Below are 26965 nucleotides of genomic sequence, written 5' to 3'. Positions count from 1 at the left end.
GCTGTAAGAAAAACACAGCTCTTCGTGCTTGGTATTCGTTTTCGGCTGTCATACCGGACTTGCTCCGGTATCTTTTTAAGCCCTCGCCCCAAACCACCAAGATCCTGACTTTCGTCAGGATGACGGCAAAAAAACACCGAACTGGCGGGTTCGGTGTTTCTATTTAGCTTCCAGCTTATCGCTTACGGCTGCACTGCTTCGATTTCCAGGCTATCTACCCGCTGCAAACCGCGGGGCAACAAGGCACCACGGCGGCCGCGCTCGCCCTGGTAGTGCGCCAGGTCACCGGGCTTGAGAGTCAGTTTGCGCTTACCTGCATGCAGGGTCACGCTGGCCCCTTCCGGCACCACTACCAGTTGCTTGATGAAGTCTTCTCGCGCCTGCACCTTGGCCCCGGGAATACCGATAATCTTGTTGCCCTTGCCCTTGCCCAACAACGGCAAATCCTTGAGCGGAAACAGCAACATGCGGCCTTCATTGGTCACCGCCAGGCACTGGCTGCTGTCCAGTTGATCTATGGTTACCGGTTTTAATACCTGACCGCCGGCGGGCACGGTGAGCAGCGCCTTGCCGTTTTTATTGCGGCTCAACATGTCACCGAAACGACAGACGAAGCCGTAACCGGCGTCGGAAGCCAGCAGAAACAGCCGTTCGTCTTCTCCCATCAGCACGAAGCTGGGCTGCTCGCCCGGGCTTAAGCTGCAACGCCCCGTCAGCGGTTCGCCCTGACCTCGGGCCGAGGGCAAGCCGTGCGCATCCTGACTGTAGGCGCGGCCGATACTGGATAAAAACACCGCCATCTGATTACTGCGGCCATTGGCGGCATCCAGAAAGCTGTCTCCGGCCCGATAATTCAAGCTGACACCATCCACATCGTGGCCCTTGGCCGAACGGATCCAGCCTTTTTCCGACAACACCACAGTGACCGGCTCGCTGGGGATCAGTTCTTTCTCGCTCAGTGCCCTGGCTTCTGCTCGCTCAATCAGCGGCGAGCGACGGTCGTCACCGAACTTCTCGGCATCGGCCTGGATTTCTTTTTTGATCAGGGTGTTCAAACGACGTTCCGAACCCAACAACAAGGCCAGCTTGTCGCGCTCGGCGGCCAGCTCGTCCTGTTCACCGCGAATTTTCATTTCTTCGAGCTTGGCCAGGTGGCGTAATTTCAGCTCTAGAATGGCTTCCGCCTGGATTTCGGTCAGTTCGAACCGCGCCATCAATACCGGCTTGGGCTCATCTTCGCGGCGAATGATTTCGATCACTTCATCGATATTCAAAAACGCGATTAACAAACCGGCCAGAATATGCAGCCGCGCTTCCACTTTATCCAGTCGATACTGCAACCGGTTACGTACGGTTTGCCGACGAAAAGTCAGCCATTCGTCCAGAATAACATCCAGACTCTTCACCTGTGGCTTGTTGTCCAGCCCCAGCATGTTGAGGTTAACGCGGTAGCTTTTTTCCAGATCGGTACTGGCAAACAAATGCTGCATCAACTGTTCGACATCGACGCGGTTAGAGCGTGGAATGATCACCAGTCGGGTGGGGTTTTCATGGTCTGCTTCGTCCCGCAGATCCGCTACCATGGGCAGCTTTTTGGCCTGCATCTGCGCGGCTATCTGCTCTAGGATCTTGCCGCTGCTGGCTTGATGGGGCAAGGAGGTGATCACAATATCGCCCTGCTCCACCTCGTACACAGCGCGCATCTTGATGCTGCCCCGGCCGGTTTCGTAGATTTTTTGAATATCCGCGCGCGGCGTGATGATCTCGGCATAAGTCGGATAATCTGGACCGTTCACAAACTGCATCAGTTCGGTCACGTTCGCCTTGGGATTTTCCAGTAAATGCACACAGGCCGCCGCCAGTTCACGAATATTATGAGGCGGTATATCGGTCGCCATGCCCACGGCAATACCGGTGACGCCATTGAGCAGAATGTGCGGCAAGCGTGCCGGCAACATCCGTGGCTCTTTCATGGTGCCATCGAAGTTGGGGATCCACTCTACCGTACCCTGCCCCAGCTCGGACAACAGCAGCTCGGCATAGCGTGACAGACGAGCCTCTGTGTATCGCATGGCCGCGAAGGATTTGGGGTCGTCCGGTGCGCCCCAGTTGCCCTGACCGTCCACCAGCGGATAACGGTAGGAAAATGGCTGGGCCATCAATACCATGGCTTCATAACAGGCGGAGTCACCATGAGGGTGATACTTACCCAGCACGTCACCCACGGTACGGGCCGATTTTTTATGCTTGGACTGGGCCGACAACCCCAGTTCGCTCATGGCATAAATAATGCGTCGCTGTACCGGTTTGAGGCCATCACCGATATGGGGCAGGGCCCTGTCCATGATGACGTACATGGAATAATTAAGGTAAGCCTGCTCGGTAAAGGTATGCAACGGCAGGCGCTCTACGCCTTCCATCGTAAAATCGTTATTACTCATTTAATCTTTTCCTCAGGCCAGGGGATCGACCAGGTTGCCCTTGGTTTCCAGCCATTCACGACGATCACCGGAACGCTTTTTGGCCAGCAGCATGTCCATCAGTTTGGTGGTGGCTTCCATGTCGTCCACGGTAAGTTGCACCAGCCGTCGGGTATTGGGATCCAGGGTGGTTTCACGCAACTGCTTGGGGTTCATTTCACCCAGACCTTTAAAGCGGGTAACCTGTATCTTGCCCCGTTTCTTTTCGGCTTTAATGCGCTCCAGCACGCCATCACGCTCGTCTTCATCCAGGGCGTAATACACTTCCTTACCCAAATCGATACGATACAGGGGCGGCATGGCCACATACACATGGCCCTGTTCAACCAGATAGCGGAAGTGGCGAACAAATAAGGCACACAGCAAGGTGGCAATGTGCAAACCATCCGAGTCCGCATCCGCCAGGATACAGATCTTGCCGTAGCGCAAATCCGTGAGATCGTTCGAGTCCGGATCCAGGCCGATGGCCACCGAAATATCGTGCACTTCCTGCGATGCCAGTACCTGGCCCGACTCCACTTCCCAGGTATTCAGGATCTTGCCGCGCAACGGCATAATGGCCTGAAATTCACGATCTCGCGCCTGCTTGGCGCTGCCGCCGGCCGAGTCACCCTCTACCAGAAACAGTTCGCCGCGCATCGGATCCGAGCAGGCACAATCGGTCAGCTTGCCCGGCAAGGCGGGGCCCTGGGTGACTTTTTTGCGCACCACTTTTTTTGCCTGGCGCAAACGGCGCTGGGCACTGCTGATACACAGCTCGGCAATTTGTTCGGCCAGCTCGGTATGCTGGTTGAGCCACAGGCTGAAGGCATCTTTCACCACGCCCGAGACAAAGGCCGAGCACTGGCGAGACGACAGTCGCTCTTTGGTTTGTCCGGCAAACTGCGGATCCTGCATTTTAACCGACAGAATATAGGCACAGCGCTCCCAGATATCATCCGGTGTGAGCTTCACGCCCCTGGGCAGCAGGTTTCTGAATTCACAAAACTCGCGCATGGCATCCAGCAACCCCTGGCGCAACCCGTTGACGTGGGTACCGCCCTGGGCGGTAGGGATCAGGTTGACATAGCTCTCGCCCAGCCCCTCGCCGCCATCGGGCAGCCAGGTCAGCGCCCACTCCACCGCAGAAAATTCGGCGCTGAAGTTACCGACGAAGGGTTGCTCTGGCAGGCAGGTAAATTCTTTGACCGACTCCAGTAGATAGTCCTGCAGGCCATCCTGATAACACCATTCCAGGATCTCGTCGTTTACTTTGTCGACAAAGCGAATGCTGAGCCCGGGGCACAACACCGCCTTGGCCTTTAGCAGATGCTTGAGCCGGGAAACGGAAAACCTGGCCGAGTCAAAATAGCTGCCATCGGGCCAGAAGTGCACGCGAGTACCGGTATTGCGCTGGCCACAGGTGCCGGTCACGGTGAGTTCGCTCACCTTGTTACCGTGCTCGAATGCCATTTCATATACCTGGCCGCCGCGACGAATGCTGACATTCAATCGCGAGCTCAAGGCACTGACCACCGAAATACCTACACCGTGCAAACCGCCGGAGAACTGATAGTTCTTGTTGGAGAACTTGCCGCCCGCATGCAGTTTACAGAAAATCAGCTCTACGCCCGAAATGCCCTCTTCCGGATGAATGTCGACCGGCATGCCGCGACCATCATCGCTCACTTCCAGCGATTGGTCGGCATGCAATATCACTTCAATCTTGCTGGCATGGCCGGCGAGTGCTTCATCAACGCTGTTGTCGATGACTTCCTGGCCGAGGTGATTAGGGCGTGTAGTGTCGGTATACATGCCGGGACGACGACGCACCGGCTCCAGGCCATTGAGTACCTCAATGGCATCAGCAGTATATTGACTCGATGTCATGTTGACCCTAAATAATCAGAATTCGTGAGCAGCATCTTACTACCTACCGCTATCCACTGTCAGCTTTAAGCGCGGTGAGGAGTGAAGGGTAAAAAGTGATGGGGAAGAAATAACACCTGCGTCTGAAGGCTCTGTGTATAGCCCCTCACTCTTCACTCTTGAGCCTTTACTGTATTTCTACAGCTGCAAAAAGCGGATGATTTGGGCGCAGTAGTGATCAAAGCCAACGAAGGAGTGATCGCCGCCTTTTTGAATGCACACTCGGGCAAAGCGGTAGTAGTCGAGGGCTTCTCGATAGTCGAGCACTTCATCGCCCTGCTGTTGCAACAACCAGATGCGATCCATGCAGGTAGGGGCATCCAGGCGCAGTTCGCTCAGCTCTTGCATATGATGTTCGCCAAGTGAATAACGCTCATCGGTGTAGGGGTTAAGCTGCTCGCCCAGATAGTCCTGCAGCAAGATGTGCGGGTTGACCGCGGGGTTGATGACCACGGCACGCACCCCGTACTGCTCGGCCACCAGCGTGGCCAGAAAGCCCCCCAGCGAACTGCCTGCTACACCAAAGTTCCCTTGAATATCATCACAAATCGCCTGTATTTGTGCCCAGGCAGCGGCGGGGGTGGCAGCCAGTTGCGGACAGATCATGTGAATGTCGGGACGTTTTTGTTGCAGGTATTCCTGCATCTGTTGCGCTTTAATCGACTTGGGCGACGAGTTAAAGCCATGCAAATAGAGAAGGGTCGACATCTTAATATCCGGTAGCACTAAAATCGGGTTCAAAGGTATGAGGCGGTAATCGCCACACCTGAGTGCTCAGGCGACCATCGGGGTGCAGCGAGATGGCGCGCCAGCCCGGGGCCATGCTGTCGAGGGCAAACTCGTCAGACAAAGGCTTGAACTGAATACAGGTGGCGGGGCTGGCCAGATAGCGCACGCCCTGCTCACCTTGGTCAAATCCCTGATGCACATGACCGCACAAGACGACACGTGAGGCCCGATGCCGGGCAAGCAACGCCTGCATGGCATCGGCATTGCGCAGATTATGCTGATCCAGCCAGGCACAGCCCACCGGTATGGCCTGATGATGCACCGCCAGCAGCAGGTGATGGTCAGGATATCGCTCAATGGCTTGCTCGAGCAGTGATAATTGCGCCGCCGACAGTTCGCCGTGGGTTTCCCCCGCCAACTGGGTATCCAGCAGCAGTATTTGCCACTGGCCGCACAGCAGATGCTTGGCGTTGCTGATGCCGGCATTGTCCAGCTCGGCCTGCATCAAGGCGGCATCGTCATGATTGCCCGGCAACCAGAAAACCGGGGGGGCCAGGTTGCTCATTAGTTCGCTGAAATGGCGATAAGACTCGGGGGTATTATCTTGCGACAAGTCGCCGGTCGCCAGGATCAGATCATGAGGCAGCGTTTGCGCCAGCCGTTCATTTTCAACTATGGCCTCCACCACCGCCCGCCCGCTGTGCCAGGGCGCGATGCCCAGAAAGTCCGCGTCTTTGTCGGCAAACAGGTGAGTGTCGGTAATTTGCAACAGCTCTACCACGCCGTCGGGACGATGGGGTTTGATGTCAATGGTATCTAGCTGTAGAGGAGTTTGATTCAAAGCTGTTTGACCGTACTAAATCCGTGTTGTAGGCAACATTTCAGCCATTCGGCAAGAAAGAGGTTTACCTGCTCTTTTTCATTGCGATGGTGCATCTTGGCATTAGGATAATGATAACTCGAACGCAGCGTCAATATCTGCTGGCTGGCACACACTTCGGCCATTCTTACATCATGATATAACCGGACTTTTACCTTCATCCGCATAAAGGAAGGCAGGCGTGGAGTACATTGTTCGATGGACACATGCCAGGTATAAGGCGCAACTTCCAGCACCCGTAATACAAACAGTACCTGATCGCTAATGCCCACAGACACGCTCTCTCCCACGAGGGCGCCCTGAGGCAACAGCTTCATCAAGGCCATGTAATTAACATCACAGGTGCGCTGCAACGACTTTAAATCGGGTACGTGCTTGCGGGCGATCACCTTGGCAGTCAAAATTTATCTCCTTGTCAGCACCCAGAGCTGACCTTTGTGTATCCGCCTTCAAGATCTAAAGGCGGCGGACTGCTGCTATTACAACAGCTTTTTACCCATTCAGCCAAGTAACCCGCGGTAAAAGTCTGCGAGTGCCCCTCTAGCTGGCGGGCCTATCCACGGCCTGGCGGTCACGCTGCAACGCCAACCATTGCAGGGCAATAATAGTACTGGCGTTGTCTAACTTGCCCTCTGCAAGCCACTGCATCGCCTGCTCTCGAGGTACTCGATGCACCCGAATGTCCTCACTCTCACAGGCCAGCCCGGCATGCTCCGCCGCCTCGGTGGCATCCACTTCGCCCACAAACAGGGTAATTCGCTCGCCACAGCCACCCGGACTGGGGAAATAACTCATGACTCGAGTCAGGCTGTTTAACGTTAAACCGGCCTCCTCTTGCGCCTCACGGCGTACCACCTCTTCTTCCGATTCGCCTTCTTCGACTATGCCGGCCACCACTTCCAGCAGCCAGGGACTGCCCTCCCCATACATGGCTCCCACTCTGAATTGTTCAATCAGTATCACTTCATCACGCACAGAATCATAAGGCAGTACCGCCGCCGCATGGCCCCGTTCGAACAGCTCGCGGGTGATTTCCTTACTCCAGCCACCGGCAAATAATTTATGCTGTAATCGTAGCCGCAACAGTTTAAAAAAACCCTGATAGCCGACTTCTTCCGCTAGTAGCTTGACATCCTGATGCCCAAACTGGGTGGGTTTGTTTATATTCATTACGACTCCTTTCTTGACTTTTGACTGGTAGATTTTAGACTAGCGTTAAAAGTGAATGAACGTTCATTCATGAGTAATTCAGCTTCATTCGTGAATCATTTTAGACAATGTTCAACCAAGAATGCTGATGTTACTCTTATACTTTACCAACAAGTACCAGCTGCCTGCCCCCAGCACGGCGACCCTTGCTCATCTGTTATGTAAGGCAAAAATAATGAAAAAAACGCTGTTGTCGACCCTGATATTGCTTTGTGCGGCAGGCCCGACCCAAGCCGAAGACTTGCTCGATATCTATCAGCAAGCAACCAATAATGATCCTCAGGTTCGCCAGGCCAGGGCCGAGCGTGATGCCGCCTTCGAAAAAGTAAACGAATCGCGCGCTCCCTTGTTGCCACAAATCAACCTGGGCGCCGATGCCAACTACATACAAAGCAGCGGTAATGATCGTAATACGGCCAGCGCCAGCCTGACACTGGGTCAGGCCCTATATCGCAAATCTGCCTGGGTCAATCTGGACATCACCGAAAAACAGGCCACTCAGGCCGATGTGATCTACAACCAGGTGCAGCAGAACCTGATTTTGCGCGCCACCCAGGCTTACTTTAACGTGTTAAGCGCCGAAGATGCCTTAAGCTTTGTGCAGTCGAATAAAGAGGCGGTCAGTCGTCAGCTTGATCAAACCAAGCAGCGGTTTGAAGTCGGTTTAAGCGCCATGACAGACGTGCACGAAGCCCAGGCGCAGTTTGACCAGGCGCTCGCCGAAGAAATCAGTGCCGAAAACGCGGTCAATAATGCCAAAGAAGCCCTGCGTGAACTCACCAACATGAGCTATGCCCAGCTGAACAAGCTCAATACCGAGTCGTTCAGCCCGCAGAAATCTCCTATTGCCGCGACTGACTGGCTGGAAATTGCCCTCGAGCAAAATCTGGAATTACACCAGCAACGTATTGGTAAAGAGATTGCCAATGAGCAAATTGGTCTGGCACAGACCGGCCATCATCCTACGCTGGATCTGAATGCAGGCCTGAGCAGCAACTATACCGACATGAAAAGCAGTAGCGCATTCAGCACGCAAGATGGCACAGTAAATGAAGGCCTGGTGGGATTGTCTTTCAATCTGCCGGTATACAGCGGCGGCGCCACCACCTCTCAGGTGAAGCAGGCCCAGTTCAACTATGTGGCCGCCAGCGAGCAGCTGGAGCAAAGCTTTCGTGCGGTGCAAAGCCAGGTGTATTCTTCCTATAACGACGTGAGTGCCGCGGCAGGCTCGGTACGCGCCTTCGAGCAATTTGTGATTTCGGCACAAAGCGCCCTCGATGCCACCGAAGCCGGTTACGAAGTGGGCACCCGCACCATAGTCGATGTGCTGAATGCCACCCGCCAGCTCTATAACGCCAAGCAAAACCTGTCTTCTGCCCGTTATAATTACATTATCAGCCAGTTACAACTCAGACAGGCAGCCGGCAATTTAACCATGCAAGACCTGGTAGACATTAATAACGGCCTGATGAGAAAGTAAGCGATAAACTGCAAGTCAAGCAGCAGGCCATTGTTATCGCCGCAACATTGCCTTTGCTGGCCTCAGCACTGGAGAGTCTGGAAGCCATTAACCAGCCGTTGCACGACAGCGGCGTAAGGAAGTGAGAGGCCCCATAATGGACCGTTTGCAAAAGAGTCACTTCCTGGAGCAACTGGCCGGCCGGGTATTCATCAGCCAATTCGACGCCTGGCAGGCATTGAGTCAGTCAACATCAGATGAGGTGGGCGGCGATAAGAACATCTACTGTTATAGCCCTTTGGATCCTGGCATCCGCTAAATATTAGAACATCAGCCATAAAAAAGGGCTTGCCGATAACGGCAAGCCCTTTTCACGTTTGACGTACAAATCCGCGCAATTAGCCGCGAGTGCGAATCGCCTGGATGATGGCGGTGGTGGAGCAGCCTTCTTCAAAATTCAGCACTTTTACTTCACCACCATTGGCGGTGACTTCTTCAAAGCCCGCGATCTCTTCTGGCTTGTAATCGCCGCCTTTGACCAGCACATCGGGCAGGGTTTCGGCAATCAGGCGCTGCGGGGTGTCTTCGGCAAAAGGGACGACCCAGTCTACCGCGCCCAGGCCGGCCAGTACTGCCATGCGTCTGTCAACCGTGTTCACCGGCCGGCCGTCGCCCTTGAGCGCTCGCACCGACGCATCTGTATTCACCGCCACTATCAGGCGATCACCCAGTTTGCGGGCATGACTGAGGTAAGACACATGGCCGGCATGCAAAATATCGAAGCAACCGTTGGTCATCACGATTTTTTCGCCCCGACGACGCGCCGCGTCCATGACCTGCTTCAGTTGCTGCTCGGTCACCACGCCCATGCCCGATTCGGGCGTGCCATAGAGTACATTGGCCAACTCGATGGCCGACACGGTGGAGGTACCCAGTTTGCCGACCACTATGCTGGCAGCCACGTTGGCCAGCGCGCAGGCTTCATCTAACGGCAAACCGGCGGCCAGGCTGGTGGCCAAGGTGGCAATCACGGTATCACCGGCGCCGGTGACGTCGAATACTTCATGGGCCTGGGCGGGTAAATGCAGCTCGTGATCATTGGCATGGATCAGTGTCATGCCGTGCTCGGAGCGCGTGACCAGCAGCGCCTTGAAATCGAATTTATTGATTAACTCGCGACCACGAGCCACCAGTTCCTGCTCGTCTTTTACCTTGCCAACGACGGCTTCAAATTCGCTCATATTGGGCGTCAGCAAGGTGGCACCGCGATATTTTTCAAAGTCGGAGCCTTTAGGATCCACCAGCACGGGAACACCCGCCTGATTGGCAGCCTGGATCAGGGTTTGCACCTGGGTAAGGGCCCCCTTGGCATAATCCGATAACACCACCACACCGGCCTGACCCAGCGCCGCCCGGGTCTTTTCGGTGAGGGGAGCCGCATCGTCCGGCGCAAAGCTGTCTTCAAAATCCAGGCGCAGTAACTGCTGGTTACGGCTCATGACCCGTAACTTGGTAATGGTCGGATGACTGGCCAGGCGGACGAAGTCACATTCCACGCCCACGCCCTGCATTTTATCCTGCAGCGCGCTGGCCGCTTCATCGTTACCGGTCAGGCCCAGCAAACGCGCCTTGCCGCCCAGTGCCGCCACGTTCAACGCCACGTTCGCCGCCCCCCCTGGGCGCTCTTCGTTGTGCTCGACCTTGACCACAGGCACCGGCGCCTCGGGTGAGATACGTCCTGTGGGGCCAGACCAGTAACGATCCAGCATCACATCTCCTACCACCAACACCTTGGCACTATCGAATTCCGGTAACTTGATCTTCATGGTTCCGACTCTTTTAAACAGGGGAAAGACGAAATATTATCACAAACGACCTTAAAACATAGCGGTCCCCCCTACGGGCAGCCGTCAGCTAAAGATACATATCGAGCTTGTAGCAACCTGCTTTAGCGGGTGATTGGCGCGCAGCAGCACGGTCAAACACTCCTGCTGCGCAGAATGACGCAGCTGAAGCAGCGGCTACAAAGGCAGTGCTTTTCGTTAACTGACCGCTTACGGCTTCCAGCTTAAGACTGTGTATGGGTGGTCTTTGGCCTTCAAGTTAATTAGAATTCCCGCACTAATCGACCATGGCGACTTCTATGCAAGACTCTCGAATTCCCCCTTTTTCCCTGGCGCTGTTGCATCCACGCTATGCCCTGAACTGGCTGGGGCTGGGGCTGTTGTGGTTATTGGTCACCCTGTTGCCCTGGCGTATGCAAATGGCACTGGGCCGTGGGTTGGGTCGCTTGTCGATGCGCATCCTCGGCTCTCGAGTCAAAATCGCACGGCGTAATCTGGAGTTGGCCCTGCCCGAACTGAGTGAACAGGAGCGGGAGCAGACGCTGAAAGCCAATTTCGAAAGCGTGGGCTGCGCCGTATTTGAAACCGGCATGGCCTGGTTTTGGCCACACTGGCGCATGCGTGCCATTACCCGCATGGAAGGCACCGAGCACGTGGATGCCGCCCTGGCCAAGGGCCAGGGCATGCTGTTGCTGTCGGCACATTTTTTAACGCTGGAACTCAACGCGCGTCAGTTTGGTCTGTATCGTCCCGGCGTGGGTGTGTATCGCCCCAACACCAATGCGGTGCTGGAATATGCCCAGGTGCAGGGACGCTGCCGCTCCAATAAATATCTGGTGAATCGCCTCAATATCAAGGGCATGCTCAAGGCCCTGCGCCAGGGCGATGCGCTCTGGTATGCCCCGGATCACGACTACGGCCGCCATGCCAGCGTGTTTGTGCCCTTCTTTGCGGTCGAAGAAGCCGCCACCATTACCGGTACCGCCACCCTGGCGCGGGTGAAGAACACCGTCACCCTGCCCTGTTTTACGCTGCGAGAAAAAGACGGCTATCGCCTGTTGATCCAGCCCCCCATCGACAACTTTCCGGTCGGTAACGACCACACCGATGCCATTACCAGCAACAAGGTCATTGAAGACGCCATTCGCCTGGCGCCCGAGCAATATATGTGGCTACACCGCCGCTTCAAGACCACCCCCGAAGGGGTACCTTACCGGTATTGACAGTCATAATAGCGGGAGCAGGGATTAGGGACTCGGGAATAATGCAGCCGCTGTCAGCTAAAGCACAGAGATGGCTGCCCTGCGCATATGGGACATCAAGCCAAACAATTCGGCCCGGGGACATGCCGACGAAACTTCATAGATCAGTTTTACCCGCAGCATGGCCTCATGCCAGACATCCAGTCGCTTGTGCGTCTTCATAATTCTCCCCAGTCCCGAATCCCCAGTCCCGAATCCCTAGTCCCCAATCCCGGTCTGCTGCAGCCATTTATTCCAGCTGGCAACAACCCAGTCGCGTTCCTGAACCAGTTCGGTATCGGGTACGCGGCCAGGTTGATCCGACAGGCTTAGCCTGTGACCCCGGTTTCGAATCGCGCAATAGGCGGTTTTTAGCCGATGGGCTTCACCTTCCTCAAGCAGGCCGACTTCAACTGCCGCCTCCAGAATGCGAATATTGTCCGACCAGCGGATCAGAGCATCCGGATATTCGTCTCCGTAGGCCAATACCAGATATTGAGTCAAAAATTCGATATCGGCCAAGCCGCCCACCGACTGCTTGAGGTGGAACTCACCGGCACCGGCCTTGAGCATGTGCTTGCGCATTTTTTCACGCATTTTTACCACCTCTTCGGCCAATGCCGCCTTGTCTCGCGGCTTGCCCAGCACCTCACGGCGAACCCGCTCGAATTCCTGATACAAGGCACTGTTGCCCACTATCAGGCGGCTGCGGACCAGTGCCTGATGCTCCCAGGTCCAGGCCTCGTTCTGCAGGTAATTCTGATAGGCATCCAGCGGGCTCACCATCAGACCCGAATCGCCACTGGGGCGCAGCCGCATATCCAGCTCGTAGAGCACACCGCTGGCGGTACGAGTGCTGAACAAGTGAATAATGCGCTGCGCCAGTCGCAGATAAAACTGCCGCACATCCAGTGGCTTGTTGCCATTGGTCTGGCCCTTGATGCCGGTCTCGTGCACAAACACCAGATCCAGATCCGAGCTGTAGGCCAGCTCAATGCCCCCCAGCTTGCCGTAAGCCACCACGCCGAATCCGCGATGCGAACTGTCGGCCAGCATGGAGGGTACGCCGTGGCGGGCGCTAATCTGCACCCAGGCTTGATTAACCACCTCTTCGACGATGGCTTCCGCCAGCCAGGTCAGGTGATCGCTGACTTTCATCAGCGGCAGAGCACCGGCAATATCTGCGGCGGCAATGCGTAACAGGTGTACCTGCTTGAACTGACGCAGTGCTTCCATCTGCTGCTCTACATCGTCTTCGGGCACGCGCAGCAAAAACTGGCGCAATTCGTCCTTGTATCCATCCAGAGGAATGGGGTTATACAACACCTGCGGCACCAGCAGCTCATCCAGCAAAATCGGATAGCGAGCCAACTGCTCCGCCACCAGCGAGCTGGCTTCACACAATCGAATAAGCTGGGTAAGTGCGCCGGCGTTTTCTACCAGCAGCTGCAGGTAGGCGGTGCGGGTAACAATTTGCAGCAACAGGTTTTGCAGCCGGGCAAACAGCATGCCCGGCGTGCCGGATTGATTGATTCTGTCGAGCAGCACCGGCATCAGCTTGTCCAGTGCCTGCCGCCCCTGTGGGCCCATGGCCCGGCGTGGATACTCCTTCTTGAAACTGCACAGCGCCCGAGCCAGACGGGTGGCTTTTTCTTCGTTGATTCCCTGCTCTTGCAGCAAGGGGATTAATTCGGATTCATCCAGGTCGGTTTGCCAGACATCGAACCAGATTTGCGGCGCGCCTTCTTCTTCCGCTTCCGTGTTATCCCCAATCAAACCATCAAATTGCAGACGCACCTGATCCATGGCGTGGCGTAGAGCTTGATAAAAGTCATCCCAATGCTGATACCCCATCAACCAGGCCAGTCGGCTACGGTTGAGCTCGTCATGAGGCAGGGTTTGCGTTTGCTGATCGTCGAAGGCCTGCAGAAAGTTTTCGACGCGGCGCAAGAAGCGATAGCTCTGGTGCAATTCACCGGCTTCACCCTCGGTCAAGGCACCGGATTCCCATGCCGCCGCCAGCGCCTTGGGCAAATGACGCACCTGCAGCGCCGGCTCCCGGCCACCACGAATCAGCTGAAACACCTGGGCAATAAATTCAATTTCGCGAATACCGCCCGCCCCCAGTTTTATGTTGTCATGCAAGCCCTTGCGGCGTACCTCGGCGGCAATCATCGCCTTCATCTGGCGCAGTGAGTCGATCACCCCAAAGTCGATATAACGGCGAAACACAAAAGGTTTAAGCATGGCCTGCAGCTCTCGGCTGTAGGTTCCCTCGTCGTTGATGATCCGCGCCTTGACCATGGCGTAGCGCTCCCAGGTGCGCCCATGGTGCTGGTAATAGTCTTCCATGGCGGTAAAGCTCACCGCCAGCGGCCCCGACTCGCCAAACGGGCGCAACCGCATGTCTACCCGATACACCTGCCCGTCGACCGTGGTTTGATGCAGCGCATTCACCAGCTTTTGCCCCAGACGGATAAAAAACTGCTGATTGGCCAACTCGCGGCGCCCGCCCCGGGTCACACCGTTATGAGGAAAGGTAAAGATAAGATCGATATCAGAGGAAAAATTCAGCTCACCGCCGCCCAGCTTGCCCATGCCCAGAATCAGCATGGGAACCCTGTTACCCTCGGCATCGGTCGGGGTGCCCAGATCGCGACATTGATGTTGATACAACCAGTGATAAGCAGCCATTATCAAGGCATCGGCCAGCGCCGAGATATGCACAAAGCTTTCTTCCACTTCGGCGCCCAGCAGCATCTCGCGCCAGGCGATCAACAACAGTTCACGACGACGATAGCGGCGCAGCGTTCGCAACAACGCAGTTTCATCTTTCACTGCTGCCAGCTGTTGTGCCAGCGTCGATGCGTAGTCTGCCGCCCGCTCGCTGTTGTGCAAATCCCGGGCATCGTCCAGCTCCAGCGCCAGCTCGGGTTGCTGACACAGGCTGTCCGCCGCAAAATCACTACAGGCGAATAACGCATAAAGCTGGGCACGTCGCGCCTCGCCAAGCCGGTCTACCACCTCGGCGGCACGTTCGGCAAAGCGGGACCAATGCTTGTCGGCCTGGGTAACAAGCAGCTGGGGCATTTCGACCATATCATTATCCTTTATGTTCAGGTCTGTTGACCGTAGGCATCTGATTGCAGATTATCATTGTTGCCGCCCTTGCACAGCGCAGTATGATCGAATCAGCTATTTGCGCTTAAACTTGCGCTGGGGGTAACGGCTGTTTTAGTCTGTAGCAGACTTATTATGTCAGGATATCTTGATGGACCTTTCTGTTATTGCCCTTCATCTCGAACAGCTCGATGCGCTGTCGAGCACGGGGTTTCGTTTTCAGTGTTTTCCCATCTCGGGTGATGTCGAGGTTCTTAAAGTGGCCGTCGAGGGCCGGGAAGAGCTGCCGCTGTTTATTTCGACCTCGGACGATCAAATTCTGTGCATCAGCTATTTGTGGGATGAAAGTCAGGTTGCCCCCCAACGCCGCCTCGCCATGCTGGAGGCCATGCTCGACATGAACATTCCCATGCCGTTGTCGGCCTTTGCCCGTCTTGATGACTGGTATGTGGTGTTCGGCGCCTTGTCACTCAACTCCAGCCTGAACGATATTGAACATGAGCTGGCGGTGTTGAGCGATAACTGCCTGGAAGTCATCGAAGACATGGCAGAGTTTTTATTATGAGGGCCGGCTGATGAGTGTATTAGGTCAGGTACTGCGCAGCCTGCATGGCGACGGGAGTCAGGATCCGAGTTCGGATCAGGCCAGGGTGCAGCTGGAACGCGATTGCCGCCATGCACAATTGCATATGCAGGGGCTGGAGCGACAGCATCAACAGCTGAGTGACGAACTTGTCCAGCTTCACCAACACCTGGCAAGCCTGCAGCAACAACAGTCAAGCCAGGAACAAGCGACCCTGAAGGCCTTGGCCGACGGCCAGCAACAGCAGGCCCATCAACTGGCCGCCATGCTGTCCGAGGTCGAAAACCAGCTGAACATAAGCCAGCTCACCCTGACTCGCCGACTCAGGCAGCACGCCTATTACCAACAGCGCTGGACCAGTGCCGAGCGCCATTATCACGACTTGTGCCGGCAGCTCACCATGGCGAACAATACCGCCTGCGTGCGTAAAACATTGCTCACCATTCGCCAGCATCACACGGCATTAAGCCCGGTGAACGCCAAACAGGCGTTGGCAGATATCCGGGCACGAGAGCTGCAGCTGGCGGCAGATGCAGAACCGGAAATCATGCCCTCTGCCACCGAAAGAGCGAGTACCGAGCAGGTATTGGCCAGGCTGAAACAACAGCTGGAGGCTCGCTCATGAGTTCGCGCAAGCTGCCGCAAAAATGGCAGAGTTCGGCGCGCGCCGCCAAGGCGGTCCAGGTGGCGTTCGATATGGAAGAAACCCTGCAATATCAAATTCGCCGCCAGGCTCTGGATAATGGTCTGAGTCCGTCGGATCAAATTCGCCATATTCTTACCCTGCCCGTGGCCAACAAGCCCAAGCGGCCGCGGCTAACCGTGTCCCTCAGCGCAGAAGATTATGTTTTTCTGGCCGAGCGCTATGGTCTGCAGCCCAGCCAGCAACTGGAAATAAAACACAAGGTAATGGACGAGCTGCTCAGTTACAGCCAGTCACTTGACGAATGACTGGGCCGCGTATCAAGCAAAAAAAACACCGAGCCCAAGGGCTCGGTGTTTTTATCTTTAGCTGACAGCTATCTTGAAGTGAATGATTGCCAGTAAGGTTTCATCAGCAAGGCCTGGGTACGAGACTGCTCCAGCGCCTCCAGCAGAAATTGCTGCTTGCGGGCCAGCCATTGTTCCAGCTCGGCCGCCTCGGTCGCATCCAGTTGCTCACTCACCTCCTGTAGGGGAGACAGCATATCCAGGTCTTCTATGCCGCGCAGAATATCCAGCCAGGGCATACGAAACCCGATGCGGTCCGCTTCCGGATACAGGGTACTGAAGCACAGCCCTATCATCAGGTTGCGTCTGAGCTTGCCCTTTTGTTGAATATAACGCTCCCCGTCCAGAGTCGGCTCACCCAGCGCACTGTTACGCAATATATGCCAGCTGTCCTCCATACGTTGGCGTGCCAGCTCACCCACAGGTGCCGCCAGCTGGACCGTTTGCGAAGCTGCCAGCCCGGCCCGCCAGTCTTGTCGATACAACCAGTGCGTCAGGCCCAGCATCAAGCGCCCATAACGGGCGCTGTAGAAAAGCGCTTCCAGCTGAGCCTCATCTGGCAATTGCTGTTGCTGAGCCTGCAATTGACCGAGCACCGACTTCTGGCAATCCAGCCGGCGCAGATAATGTCCCTTATCCGCGGTCAGATACGCCAGCATCTGCGCTCTGTCCAGCCAGGAAAGCTGCTGCTGCAACCAGAGTAAATCGTCAATCCAGCCACTGTTAACATGATGGGACACCTGATTGCCAAACAGCAGCAGGGTTTGATGCACCAGCGACACCCCTTCTCGCAATTGCATCAACCACTCTAGCCTGTCACCGGGCTCGGCCAGCCAGCCTTCTTCATGGTGCTGCCAGTGAGACAGCCCCTTGTGCAACAAGGCCATCATGGTTTGTTCGCAATTATCAGTGGCAGCCAGAGGCAAAGGCTCCAGCATCTGCAGCCGTGGCGGGGCACTGAAACCGGCCAGACGGTAGCCCCGCTGTGCCTTGGAAATGGCCCCCAGGCGCAGACCACCGGCCTTGACCAGATCGTCGGCCAGTTCGAACAGCTGCGACACATCGCCTTTTACCAGCTCCAGCTCCAGCTCGTGAATGGTTTCTCGCTGCTCACCGGCCTGCACTTCACCCGAATCCAGTGCCAGTTCAATGTCGGTATCTTCTATGGTCAACAGCCAGCGCTGGCGCAAAAAGTCGGTACTGAACAACGGCTGCAACGATTGCTGCACCAGATTCACATTAAATTGCTCGGGCCAGATATGCTCCGGAAACAAGAACAAATCCGGACTGTGGACGGTCAGCGGCACATTGTGCTCCGGCCGTTGATGCAGGCCGCCCACCTGGCTGCCCGCCAGCTTGACGGTTTGTTCCATCTTGCCGTTCTGGCTGCGGATCCGCAGCCCGGCTTTGATGCTGCCCAGCGCCAGATCGGCGGTGTCGAAGTAGGTATTGGCCAGATGCTGCTGGTCGTGCTGACGAATATTGTAAGATTGCAACAGCGCGGGTAGTCGGCTACCAACGTCAGATGAGACAAGAAACTTAAGCTCAATTTCAGTATCCATAGGGCGGTCTTAAATCTCCAATCTTTTGATTTTTATAGTTAAATTTTAAAAAGTTGACGGCAAATACAAGTGTGTTGTTAAAAATGCTGTTTTCTTGCCTTGGTAGTTAAGTTACCATTCGCGCCACATTTATGTATCGAGTGTTTTTTCACCGACACAGGGTTAGCCATGCCAGTAAATACTATTTTGGGACTCTTTGCCAAGTCCCCTATCAAGCCGCTGCAAAAGCATGTCGCAAAAGTACATGAAGCCGCGCAACAATTGGTTCCTTTCTTCGACGCCATGTGGGAGAGAGATTGGGAGCAAGCCGAGCTGATTCAGCGACGCATCTCCCAACTTGAACGGGAAGCGGACACGCTGAAACGGGAAATCCGTCTCAAGCTTCCTCGCGGCCTGTTTATGCCGGTAGAACGTACCGACATGCTGGAGTTGCTGACGCAGCAAGACAAGATAGCCAACAAAGCGAAAGATATTTCGGGACGCATTGTGGGCCGTCAGATGCTCATTCCCCTGGAACTCAAATCTGCTTTCATGGTTTACCTCAGCCGGTGTATCGATGCCACCGCTCAGGCCGCCAAAGCCATTGATGAACTCGACGAACTGCTGGAAACCGGCTTTAAAGGTCGAGAAATGGATTTGGTGTCCGAAATGATCCATCAGCTCGACCTCATAGAAGATGATACCGATGTCATGCAAGCCAAACTGCGCAAGCAGTTGCAGGCCATTGAAGAGGGTTATAACCCCATCGATGTGATGTTCTTGTACAAGATCCTTGAGTGGGTCGGTGACCTGGCAGATCAGGCCGAGCGGGTAGGTGCCCGTTTAGAGCTGATGCTGTCCCGTTCCTGAGCGAAATAACAAGGTATATAAATGGATATCATTGCTAACTACGGCACCCTGCTTATTTTGGTGGCGGCACTCTTCGGCTTTTTTATGGCGTGGGGTATAGGTGCCAACGATGTGGCGAATGCCATGGGCACCTCGGTGGGCACGCGTTCTCTCACCATCAAACAAGCCATTCTTATCGCCATGGTGTTCGAATTTGCCGGTGCTTACCTGGCAGGTGGCGAGGTTACCTCAACCATCAAGAATGGCATTATAGATTCTAACGCCTTTGCCGATCATCCGGACTTGCTGGTGTTTGGCATGATTGCCTCACTGCTGGCCTCGGGAACCTGGTTGCTGCTTGCCTCCTTCTACGGCTGGCCGGTATCGACCACCCACTCCATCATAGGTGCCATCATTGGCTTTGCCCTGGTTTCTCTGGGCTCGGACGCCGTGCACTGGAGCAAGGTGGGCGGTGTGGTCGGCTCCTGGATTGTCACGCCAGCGCTCTCGGGGGTACTGGCCTACTTCACCTTCATCAGTGTACAGCGGCTCATCTTCAACGCCGACAACCCGCTGGCCGCCGCCAAGAAATATGTTCCTGCCTACATTTTTCTGACCGTGATGGTGATCTGTCTGGTCACGCTGAAGAAAGGCCTCAAGCATGTAGGCCTGGAAATGAGCGACGCGCAAAGTTGGGGCCTGTCGATCACCGTTTCCCTGTTGGCCGCGGTATTGTGCGGTATCTACATCAAGCGCAAGCAATATAACCCGCAAGATGACAAAGACATGCACTACTCCAACGTTGAGAAAGTGTTTGGTATTTTGATGGTGGTCACCGCTTGTGCCATGGCTTTTGCGCACGGCTCTAACGACGTGGCCAACGCTATTGGCCCCTTGTCTGCCGTGGTGAGCATAGTGCAAAGCTCCGGCCAGATAGCCGCCAAGTCCAGCATTGCCTGGTGGATACTCCCCCTGGGCGGCATTGGTATCGTCATTGGTCTGGCGTCTTTGGGTCACAAGGTAATGGCAACGGTAGGCACAGGTATTACTCACCTCACGCCAAGCCGTGGCTTTGCCGCTCAGCTTGCGACCGCTGCGACAGTGGTGATCGCATCCGGTACCGGTCTGCCCATTTCCACTACCCAGACTCTGGTAGGGGCGGTTATGGGCGTAGGCCTGGCGCGCGGCATTGCGGCACTCAACCTTAACGTACTGCGAAACATAGTGGTTTCCTGGATAGTCACTCTGCCAGCCGGTGCTATTTTGGCCATTATCTTTTTCTATATCATTCAGTGGTTGTTTAACTAAACACCATTTCGAGGGGGCAATCTTGCCCCCTTCTTCTTGTCCTCCCCCTCCGCACCCATTACCATGCTCTCATCGTTGAGAGTGAAGGAATCTTAGGTGAAAGCGAAACTTCTTGTAGCCCTGTTATGCTACCTGCCCTGGCTAGGTATGGCGGAGGCGGCCAATCGTTATGTCTCCGATAATGTATATGCCTATCTGCATGCCGGCCCCAGTAACAAATTTCGTATTCTTGGCACCATTAACGCCGGCGAACCCGTGGTGCAGCTGGACCGTGATGCCCAGACCAAATACGTACAGATCCGGGATGCCGATGGTCGTACCGGCTGGATAGATGGCCAGTTCATGCAAAACAACGAGAGCTTTCGCTCAAAGTTGCCTGCACTGGAAGCCGAGCTGGAGCACACCAAGCAGCTGCTTGGCACGGCGGATGAACGTCACCAGCAAGATATACGGGACAAAAGCACGCGCCTGACGCAACAAGAACAAGAGCTGACCCAGGTAAGCGAACAGCTGAATGAGCTGCGCCAGCAACATGCTCAGCTTGAAAGTGAAAACCAGCGCCTGACCAGTCTGATGGACGACAAGGAGCACCGGATGCGACTGGACTGGCTGTTGAACGGAGGCCTGGTAGCCGGTGCCGGTATTCTGTTTGGCATCTTCCTGCCCATGGTGCCGCTGCGTCGTAAACGTAACAACGGCCGCTGGATGAACTAAATTAAATAAAGAATACAAAAAAGCCATCAATCACTTCTCGTGACTGATGGCTTTTTTATTTTAAGCAACCAGGGTCTCGGCGCTGGCGTTTGTCTTTGGGGAGATGAGCGCTGCGGGGTTTATGACGACTTGACGGCGAAATGCCGATTGGGCTTGCGATACACAATACCGTCTTGCAACAGCCAGTGAAAAATATCTTCCACTTCTTCCAGCGGCTTTTCCAACATGCGCGAGACCGCGCCCTTGGCACAACGCAGTTCACCGGCCTGCAGCTTGTTCACCACCTCATGGTAATAATCGGGCCGAACCGGCATGGCTGGCGTTTCTTCTTTGCTGTCGTCGCTTGCAACAGGCAAGGGTGGCTTCTTTTGGCTGCGCCGAAAACGAATTTCGTCACCCAGCAGGGCAATAAAGAAGGCAGCAAAGAAATCCAACAAAATAGATAGCGCGGCCACTATACCAAATTGCACCCGCGATAACGGCCAGCCCAGGCCATCGGCCAGGCTCGACATCAGTCCCATCAGCGAGCTTTGACTGGTAATGGCAACCTGGTCTCGTTCGCGTCGTAATTCATCCTGGCGGGCACGCAGTTCGGCATTACGCTCCAGCATATTGGTCATGCCGTTGGCGATGCGCTTCATATCGATGTAAGCCTGTGCCGCCTGCTCGTTGATTTCTATTTCTCTGTCCAGGCCGGCAATTTTATCGGTATAGCTCTGTACCTCGGCGGCCTTGACGGCGTCGCCTTCCAGCAGGGTATTGGTGGCAGCATTAATGCCCCCCACACTGCCGGCAATGGATAACCCGGCCAGCACGGCATAAAAGCACAGCGCCTTGGCTGCGCCAATGGAATCGCGTCGGCTGACCCGTTCCCCCATCTCATACCAGATATAAAATTTTCCAACCTCAAACACCAATGCCAGGCCGCCGAACATCAGCTTCATCAGCAAACCTTGTTCCAGAGACAGAAACAGCAGCAAAGAAAATACCATGGAGGCGGCAATGGAGGCGCCGGTGATCAGATAAACCACAGACAAGGCAAAATGCCCTTTGGGAAGACGTTGATAGTGCACAGTACTTGCTTACCACAGATAAAAAGAGTGCGCATTATAGGGGGGGAGCGGCAAGCAAACAATGCGCCCAGGGTTGGCATTTGCTGATTGTAGAACGAGTGGCCCGGGGAGGTATTTTGACCTTTACTCATGTGAATCCCAACATGGCTAATAGCCCAGTCACAGGCTCATCGCATCAAGCCTGTCTCGCCACGCTAACAACGCCAGAAAGGCCCACGGTCATGGCGCACAGATCAGCCGCTTCACCAGAAGTAAACTATATTAACAACAGCTCGTTACCACGGCATCGTATACGAAAAAAAGTAACAAACACCGTAATATCGCCAATATATGCTGTACAGATCGCATTTGTCGATTGGCACCGTGGCAATCTCTGTTAATAACCGAAAAATCGTATACCTTATCAATGTGATGATTCTGTTTCACTCGCTCACCCCAGCCATGTTAGGAGTGCCGTTATGTTTACCGTTGCCGCCGCTTTTGCCCCCCGTTATGCTCCCAGCGATTTAAAGGCCCTGCGCCAGGCCATTACTCAACACTATATCGTTGACGAAAATACTCATCTGGCCGCCTTGCTGGAACAAGTACCCTCAACCCGCCAGGCCCTGGCGCAGGTTCAGGAACAGGCTCATCAGCTGGTGACCCGGGTGCGCAAGGAAAGTGATGGCGGCGATGGTATTGATGCCTTCTTGCAGCAATACAGCCTGGATACCCAGGAAGGCATTATTTTAATGTGCCTGGCCGAGGCACTGCTGCGCATTCCCGACAGTCACACCGCCGATGAGCTGATTAAAGACCGATTATCCGGCGCCGACTGGGCCAAGTATTTTCGCCAAAGTGATTCCACACTGGTCAACGCGTCCACCTGGGGCCTGATGCTCACCGGCAAAGTCATTCGCATGGACAAAAAGCTCGATGGCAATCCGGCCAATGTACTCAACCGCATGATCAACCGCATGGGCGAGCCCATGGTACGCTCGGCCATGTATGCCGCCATGAAGATCATGGGCAAGCAGTTTGTGCTCGGTCGAGACATCAAAGAAGCGCTAAAAGCCAGTCGCAAGGCACGCCAGCAGGGGTATACCCACTCTTACGATATGCTGGGTGAAGCCGCCATGACCGCCGCCGATGCCGACAAATATTATCAGGATTACGCCAACGCCATTACCGCCGTGGGCGGCGAATCTCTGGTTAACAGCTCGGTTCCTCGCCCTTCAATTTCAATCAAGCTGTCGGCATTACACCCCAGATACGAAGAAGCCAATCGCGAGCGCGTGCTCACCGAACTCAAGGCCACCGTGCTCAAGTTGCTTGAACTGGCACGCAAGCTGAATGTGTTTGTCACCATAGATGCCGAAGAGATGGACCGCCTCGAATTATCACTCGACTTGTTCGAGTCGCTGTATCGGGATCCGGTGAATCAGGGCTGGGGAGGACTGGGCATCGTCATCCAGGCCTATTCCAAACGGGCCCTGCCCGTGCTGTGCTGGCTGACGGCGCTGGCCCGGGAACAGGGCGATGAAATTCCGCTACGACTGGTAAAAGGTGCCTATTGGGACAGCGAAATCAAACACTGCCAGCAAAGCGGCATCGATGGTTACCCGGTATTTACCCGCAAGGCCGGCACCGATATTTCCTATCTGGCCTGCGCCCGCTATCTGCTGAGTGATGCCACCCAGGGCGCTATCTATCCGCAGTTTGCCACGCACAACGCCCATACCGTAGTCTCGGTAATGGCCATGGCCAAGCAGCGGGATTACGAGTTTCAACGCCTGCACGGCATGGGCGAAGAATTGTATAACGCGGTACTGGCCGAACACCCGGAGGTAAACTGTCGTATTTATGCTCCCGTCGGTGCCCATAAGGATCTCTTGCCCTATCTGGTGCGGCGCTTGCTGGAAAACGGCGCCAACACCTCGTTTGTGCACAAGCTGGTGGATCCGAAAACTCCCATAGATACCCTGGTCACCCACCCCCGAGACACCCTGGCCGAATACGACAGCCTGGCCAACGACCGCATTCCCTTGCCGTTGGCCATCTTCCCCGATCGCGTTAACTCCCGCGGTCTGAACATGAATATAGAAGGCATTAGAGCGCCCTTTTTCAGCGCCCTGGATAAACTGAACGACAAGCACTGGCAAGCCAGCCCGCTGGTGGGTGGCAAGGCCGTCACCAGCGGAACGCCAACCACGGTATTCAGCCCACAGGATCATGAGCAGACCGTGGGCAAGGTGTATTTCGCCGACAAAGCCACCGTTGAACAAGCGGTCGGCATCTCCCGGGCCGCCTTTGCTGACTGGCGCAATACGCCGGTAGAGGCTCGGGCTCAGGCGCTGGAAAAGCTGGCCGATTTGCTGGAAGCGCATCAAGCCGACTTTATTTCCTTGTGTACCCGAGAAGCCGGCAAGTTGCTGCAAGATGGCATAGATGAAGTGCGCGAAGCCGTGGATTTTTGTCGTTATTATGCCAACGAGGCTCGCACCCTGATGATCCCTCGCATCCTGCCGGGCTACACAGGTGAACATAACCAGCTGCTGGCTCAGGGCCGCGGCCCCTTTGTGTGCATCAGCCCCTGGAACTTCCCGCTGGCCATCTTTTTGGGTCAGGTCAGCGCGGCACTGGTCACCGGTAATACGGTACTGGCCAAACCGGCCGAACAAACCAGCCTGATCGCCCAGCTGGCCACCACACTGGCACATCAAGCCGGTATTCCGCCCGAGGTATTGCAATTATTGCCCGGCGATGGCGCCACCGTGGGCGCAGCGTTAACCGCAGACCCACGCATTGCCGGGGTCTGCTTTACCGGCTCGACCGATACCGCCATGGCCATCAACCAGACGCTGGCCCAGCGCAAAGGCGCCATTATTCCGCTGATTGCCGAAACCGGCGGCCAGAATGCCATGATCGTCGACTCCACCGCCCTGCCCGAACAGGTGGTACGCGATGTGGTGCGCGCCGCCTTTCAGAGTGCCGGCCAGCGGTGCTCGGCGCTACGGGTCTTGTATTTGCAGGAAGACATCGCCGAGCGGGTGCTGGAGATCCTGAAAGGCGCCATGAACGAGCTCAGTGTGGCCGATCCGGCCTTATGGTCTACCGATGTGGGTCCGGTTATCGATGAAGGCGCGCAAGCGGGATTGATGAAACACCTGACCGCCATTCAGGCCGCCGGTAATACCCTGATTGCGCAAACGCCACTGGGCGAAGGCTGTAACAACGGCTGGTATATTCAGCCCACGGCACTGGAAATCGCCAGCATTGGTGAGCTGGCCAAAGAACAGTTTGGCCCCATACTGCATGTGGTGCGTTTCAAGGCGCAAGATATCGGCAAGGTAATAGACGAGATCAACAATACGGGATACGGCCTGACGCTGGGTATTCACAGTCGCAATGCCTCCTTTGCCGACGACATAGCGCAACGGGTCAACGCCGGTAACATCTACATCAACCGCGATCAAATTGGCGCCATGGTGGGCGTGCAACCCTTTGGCGGGCAGGGCTTGTCCGGCACCGGTCCCAAGGCGGGCGGGCCCCATTATCTCACCCGCTTTATTACCGAGAAAACCATTACCAACAACACTACCGCCATTGGCGGCAACGCCACCCTGTTGTCATTAGGCGAAAGCTAAAGCAAACGGTCAGCGATAAGCTCAGCCCCCCATGCTTGCATGGGGGGCTCTTTTGCTACTCGGCGGCCAGTGTGGACGGGGTTGTGCACTCATATGGTGTTTATTTGAACTGGCCGCCTAACGCTGGCAGCGTGCAGCGCTTTTTTGCCGTTATAATGGGCTTTTGGCTCAGGGAGACATCAGTGCAAGTTTATCTAGTAGGCGGCGCGGTACGAGATTCGCTATTGGGCATAACCGTATACGATCGCGACTACGTCGTCGTCGGTGCCCTGCCCGAGCAACTGCTGCAACAGGGCTATCAGCAGGTAGGCAAAGACTTTCCGGTGTTCCTGCATCCCAACAGCAAAAACGAATACGCGCTTGCTCGCACCGAGCGCAAGGCAGGCACAGGTTATACCGGCTTTATCTGTGATTTTGGCCCCGAGGTGACGCTGGAAGAAGACTTGAGCCGCCGCGACCTGACGATTAACGCCATCGCTCAACGTGAAGACGGCACTTTGATCGATCCCTATCATGGTCAGGCAGATATTGCTGCCCGCCGCTTGCGCCATGTGTCTGATGCGTTTAGTGAAGACCCGCTGCGCGTATTGCGGGTCGCTCGCTTTGCCGCCCGCTTTCATCATCTGGGCTTTGTTGTTGCCGACGAGACTCTGGAGTTGATGCAACAAATGGCAGCCAGCGGCGAACTGGCCACGCTGACTCCCGAACGGGTATGGAAAGAAACAGAAAAGGCGCTGGCCAGTCCACACCCGCAGGTGTTTTTTGAAGTATTGCGTCGTGTTCATGGCCTGACGGCCCTGTTTCCGGAAATAGATGCCTTGTTTGGCGTACCTGTCAGCAAGCCCTGGGGGACAGAACCCGATGCCGGCCAACAGACCATGGCCGCGCTCACCCGCTGCGCCGAGTTGACCGATAATATTGCCGCTCGATTCGCCGTACTCTGCCATGCCATTGGCACCACGCAGGCCACCACAGAGCAAACGACTCAGACCCAGCGTAATGAGCAAGGCGTAACGCCCATTACCACCCTTTGTCAACGCCTCAAGGTGCCCACCGAGCACAAGGAGCTGGCCATTCTGATAAGCCGCTGGCACCCGTTTTTACATGGTTTATCTCGCCCTACAGTCGCGCAAGCGCCCCGTATACTCGCGCTGTACCAGGCTACCGATGCCTGGCGCAAACCCGAGCGTTTTTCCCTGTTGCTGCAATGCGCTCAGGCCGATATGCAAAGCCAAAAGAACACGGCACCGTATCCGCAAGGCCCGTTATTGTGGCAATGGCTGGGCGAGCTGAAAACCATTACCGCCGGCCCCTTTATAGCCCAGGGACTAAAAGGCCCCGCCATTGGCGAGGCCATTTCGCAAGCTCGTCTGCAACGCCTTGAACAACGATTAGGCTAAGCTGTTATGCA

Annotated in this window: 22 protein-coding genes; 11 read left to right on the top strand and 11 right to left on the bottom strand. The window is 55.5% G+C overall.

Annotation, left to right across the window (positions count from 1 at the left end; all coding sequences use genetic code 11):
• Positions 1-182: 182 nt before the first annotated feature.
• From parC to nudF, 6 genes are all read right to left on the bottom strand, one after another.
• Positions 183-2441, bottom strand: coding sequence for a DNA topoisomerase IV subunit A (gene parC / locus IEW52_RS02895; protein ID WP_188628572.1), 2259 nt, complete (start codon positions 2439-2441; stop codon positions 183-185).
• Positions 2442-2453: 12 nt separating this feature from the next.
• Entirely contained in the window at positions 2454-4349 is a 1896-nt protein-coding gene (parE, locus tag IEW52_RS02890) for a DNA topoisomerase IV subunit B (protein WP_188628571.1), read from the bottom strand.
• 177 nt (positions 4350-4526) lie between these two features.
• Positions 4527-5096 (bottom strand): YqiA/YcfP family alpha/beta fold hydrolase, encoded by a 570-nt coding sequence (locus IEW52_RS02885; RefSeq protein ID WP_188628570.1) that lies wholly within the window; start codon positions 5094-5096, stop codon positions 4527-4529.
• Position 5097: 1 nt separating this feature from the next.
• Complete coding sequence (gene cpdA / locus IEW52_RS02880) at positions 5098-5928, bottom strand: 3',5'-cyclic-AMP phosphodiesterase (protein WP_188628656.1); 831 nt, start codon at positions 5926-5928, stop codon at positions 5098-5100.
• Between the two features lie 26 nt (positions 5929-5954).
• Entirely contained in the window at positions 5955-6323 is a 369-nt protein-coding gene (locus IEW52_RS02875) for a DUF1249 domain-containing protein (RefSeq protein ID WP_188628655.1), read from the bottom strand.
• A gap of 214 nt (positions 6324-6537) precedes the next feature.
• Entirely contained in the window at positions 6538-7167 is a 630-nt protein-coding gene (gene nudF / locus IEW52_RS02870; protein WP_188628569.1) for an ADP-ribose diphosphatase, read from the bottom strand.
• Between the two features lie 214 nt (positions 7168-7381).
• Between nudF and tolC the strand changes: the two genes are divergently transcribed.
• Both tolC and IEW52_RS02860 read left to right on the top strand, forming a co-directional pair.
• Positions 7382-8686, top strand: a complete 1305-nt coding sequence (gene tolC, locus IEW52_RS02865) for an outer membrane channel protein TolC (RefSeq protein ID WP_188628568.1) — start codon at positions 7382-7384, stop codon at positions 8684-8686.
• 136 nt (positions 8687-8822) lie between these two features.
• On the top strand, positions 8823-8984 hold the full coding sequence (locus tag IEW52_RS02860; protein ID WP_188628567.1) for a hypothetical protein: 162 nt from the start codon (positions 8823-8825) through the stop codon (positions 8982-8984).
• A gap of 79 nt (positions 8985-9063) precedes the next feature.
• On the opposite strand, the gene hldE is transcribed toward IEW52_RS02860, so the two are convergent.
• Positions 9064-10491, bottom strand: coding sequence for a bifunctional D-glycero-beta-D-manno-heptose-7-phosphate kinase/D-glycero-beta-D-manno-heptose 1-phosphate adenylyltransferase HldE (gene hldE / locus IEW52_RS02855; RefSeq protein ID WP_188628566.1), 1428 nt, complete (start codon positions 10489-10491; stop codon positions 9064-9066).
• 317 nt (positions 10492-10808) lie between these two features.
• Between hldE and lpxL the strand changes: the two genes are divergently transcribed.
• Positions 10809-11732: an LpxL/LpxP family Kdo(2)-lipid IV(A) lauroyl/palmitoleoyl acyltransferase gene (lpxL, locus tag IEW52_RS02850; protein ID WP_188628565.1), complete on the top strand. Its 924-nt coding sequence runs from the start codon at positions 10809-10811 to the stop codon at positions 11730-11732.
• 57 nt (positions 11733-11789) lie between these two features.
• On the opposite strand, the gene IEW52_RS15940 is transcribed toward lpxL, so the two are convergent.
• The gene (locus tag IEW52_RS15940; RefSeq protein WP_188628564.1) at positions 11790-11933 is read right to left on the bottom strand and encodes a four helix bundle protein; all 144 of its coding nucleotides are present in this window, start codon (positions 11931-11933) and stop codon (positions 11790-11792) included.
• Between the two features lie 36 nt (positions 11934-11969).
• The gene (gene glnE, locus IEW52_RS02840) at positions 11970-14849 is read right to left on the bottom strand and encodes a bifunctional [glutamate--ammonia ligase]-adenylyl-L-tyrosine phosphorylase/[glutamate--ammonia-ligase] adenylyltransferase (protein ID WP_188628563.1); all 2880 of its coding nucleotides are present in this window, start codon (positions 14847-14849) and stop codon (positions 11970-11972) included.
• Between the two features lie 172 nt (positions 14850-15021).
• Here glnE and IEW52_RS02835 point away from each other — a divergent pair, with 172 nt between their 5' ends.
• Genes IEW52_RS02835 through IEW52_RS02825 form a run of 3 tightly spaced genes read left to right on the top strand, consistent with a single transcriptional unit; the run spans position 15022 to position 16404 of the window.
• A complete protein-coding gene (locus IEW52_RS02835) occupies positions 15022-15435 on the top strand; it encodes a YjfI family protein (protein WP_188628562.1) in 414 nt (137 codons plus the stop codon).
• A gap of 10 nt (positions 15436-15445) precedes the next feature.
• Complete coding sequence (locus IEW52_RS02830; protein ID WP_188628561.1) at positions 15446-16078, top strand: hypothetical protein; 633 nt, start codon at positions 15446-15448, stop codon at positions 16076-16078.
• On the top strand, positions 16075-16404 hold the full coding sequence (locus tag IEW52_RS02825) for a hypothetical protein (RefSeq protein ID WP_188628560.1): 330 nt from the start codon (positions 16075-16077) through the stop codon (positions 16402-16404). The genes IEW52_RS02830 and IEW52_RS02825 overlap by 4 nt, the downstream gene beginning before the upstream one ends.
• A gap of 68 nt (positions 16405-16472) precedes the next feature.
• On the opposite strand, the gene IEW52_RS02820 is transcribed toward IEW52_RS02825, so the two are convergent.
• The gene (locus IEW52_RS02820) at positions 16473-18005 is read right to left on the bottom strand and encodes a CYTH and CHAD domain-containing protein (RefSeq protein WP_188628559.1); all 1533 of its coding nucleotides are present in this window, start codon (positions 18003-18005) and stop codon (positions 16473-16475) included.
• Between the two features lie 168 nt (positions 18006-18173).
• On the opposite strand from IEW52_RS02820, the gene IEW52_RS02815 reads away from it, so the two are divergent.
• The 3 genes from IEW52_RS02815 to IEW52_RS02805 all read left to right on the top strand — a co-directional run bounded on the left by IEW52_RS02815 (position 18174) and on the right by IEW52_RS02805 (position 20855).
• Positions 18174-18854, top strand: coding sequence for a TIGR00153 family protein (locus tag IEW52_RS02815; protein WP_188628558.1), 681 nt, complete (start codon positions 18174-18176; stop codon positions 18852-18854).
• A 21-nt stretch (positions 18855-18875) separates the two neighbouring features.
• Positions 18876-20141 (top strand): inorganic phosphate transporter, encoded by a 1266-nt coding sequence (locus IEW52_RS02810; RefSeq protein ID WP_188628557.1) that lies wholly within the window; start codon positions 18876-18878, stop codon positions 20139-20141.
• A gap of 96 nt (positions 20142-20237) precedes the next feature.
• Entirely contained in the window at positions 20238-20855 is a 618-nt protein-coding gene (locus IEW52_RS02805) for a TIGR04211 family SH3 domain-containing protein (RefSeq protein WP_188628556.1), read from the top strand.
• A gap of 119 nt (positions 20856-20974) precedes the next feature.
• Here the strand turns inward: IEW52_RS02805 and IEW52_RS02800 are convergent, their stop codons facing one another.
• Positions 20975-21928, bottom strand: a complete 954-nt coding sequence (locus IEW52_RS02800; protein ID WP_188628555.1) for a hypothetical protein — start codon at positions 21926-21928, stop codon at positions 20975-20977.
• 458 nt (positions 21929-22386) lie between these two features.
• Here IEW52_RS02800 and putA point away from each other — a divergent pair, with 458 nt between their 5' ends.
• Positions 22387-25554, top strand: coding sequence for a bifunctional proline dehydrogenase/L-glutamate gamma-semialdehyde dehydrogenase PutA (putA, locus tag IEW52_RS02795; protein WP_188628554.1), 3168 nt, complete (start codon positions 22387-22389; stop codon positions 25552-25554).
• Positions 25555-25736: 182 nt separating this feature from the next.
• Positions 25737-26954, top strand: a complete 1218-nt coding sequence (locus IEW52_RS02790; protein WP_188628553.1) for a multifunctional CCA addition/repair protein — start codon at positions 25737-25739, stop codon at positions 26952-26954.
• The last annotated feature ends 11 nt before the right edge of the window (positions 26955-26965 follow it).

The sequence above is a fragment of the Oceanisphaera marina genome (genome assembly GCF_014643915.1).
GTDB lineage: Bacteria > Pseudomonadota > Gammaproteobacteria > Enterobacterales > Aeromonadaceae > Oceanimonas > Oceanimonas marina.
The sequence above is the reverse complement of the archived record's forward strand: the minus strand, read 5'-3'. Positions and strand labels throughout refer to the sequence as shown.

Coding starts and splice junctions, on each gene's coding strand:
- parC (WP_188628572.1), bottom strand. CDS start 2,441: ATGAGTAATAACGATTTTACGATGGAAGGCGTAGAGCGCCTGCCGTTG.
- parE (WP_188628571.1), bottom strand. CDS start 4,349: ATGACATCGAGTCAATATACTGCTGATGCCATTGAGGTACTCAATGGC.
- IEW52_RS02885 (WP_188628570.1), bottom strand. CDS start 5,096: ATGTCGACCCTTCTCTATTTGCATGGCTTTAACTCGTCGCCCAAGTCG.
- IEW52_RS02875 (WP_188628655.1), bottom strand. CDS start 6,323: ATGGCCTTGATGAAGCTGTTGCCTCAGGGCGCCCTCGTGGGAGAGAGC.
- nudF (WP_188628569.1), bottom strand. CDS start 7,167: ATGAATATAAACAAACCCACCCAGTTTGGGCATCAGGATGTCAAGCTA.
- tolC (WP_188628568.1), top strand. CDS start 7,382: ATGAAAAAAACGCTGTTGTCGACCCTGATATTGCTTTGTGCGGCAGGC.
- IEW52_RS02860 (WP_188628567.1), top strand. CDS start 8,823: ATGGACCGTTTGCAAAAGAGTCACTTCCTGGAGCAACTGGCCGGCCGG.
- hldE (WP_188628566.1), bottom strand. CDS start 10,491: ATGAAGATCAAGTTACCGGAATTCGATAGTGCCAAGGTGTTGGTGGTA.
- lpxL (WP_188628565.1), top strand. CDS start 10,809: ATGCAAGACTCTCGAATTCCCCCTTTTTCCCTGGCGCTGTTGCATCCA.
- IEW52_RS15940 (WP_188628564.1), bottom strand. CDS start 11,933: ATGAAGACGCACAAGCGACTGGATGTCTGGCATGAGGCCATGCTGCGG.
- glnE (WP_188628563.1), bottom strand. CDS start 14,849: ATGGTCGAAATGCCCCAGCTGCTTGTTACCCAGGCCGACAAGCATTGG.
- IEW52_RS02835 (WP_188628562.1), top strand. CDS start 15,022: ATGGACCTTTCTGTTATTGCCCTTCATCTCGAACAGCTCGATGCGCTG.
- IEW52_RS02830 (WP_188628561.1), top strand. CDS start 15,446: ATGAGTGTATTAGGTCAGGTACTGCGCAGCCTGCATGGCGACGGGAGT.
- IEW52_RS02825 (WP_188628560.1), top strand. CDS start 16,075: ATGAGTTCGCGCAAGCTGCCGCAAAAATGGCAGAGTTCGGCGCGCGCC.
- IEW52_RS02820 (WP_188628559.1), bottom strand. CDS start 18,005: ATGGATACTGAAATTGAGCTTAAGTTTCTTGTCTCATCTGACGTTGGT.
- IEW52_RS02815 (WP_188628558.1), top strand. CDS start 18,174: ATGCCAGTAAATACTATTTTGGGACTCTTTGCCAAGTCCCCTATCAAG.
- IEW52_RS02810 (WP_188628557.1), top strand. CDS start 18,876: ATGGATATCATTGCTAACTACGGCACCCTGCTTATTTTGGTGGCGGCA.
- putA (WP_188628554.1), top strand. CDS start 22,387: ATGTTTACCGTTGCCGCCGCTTTTGCCCCCCGTTATGCTCCCAGCGAT.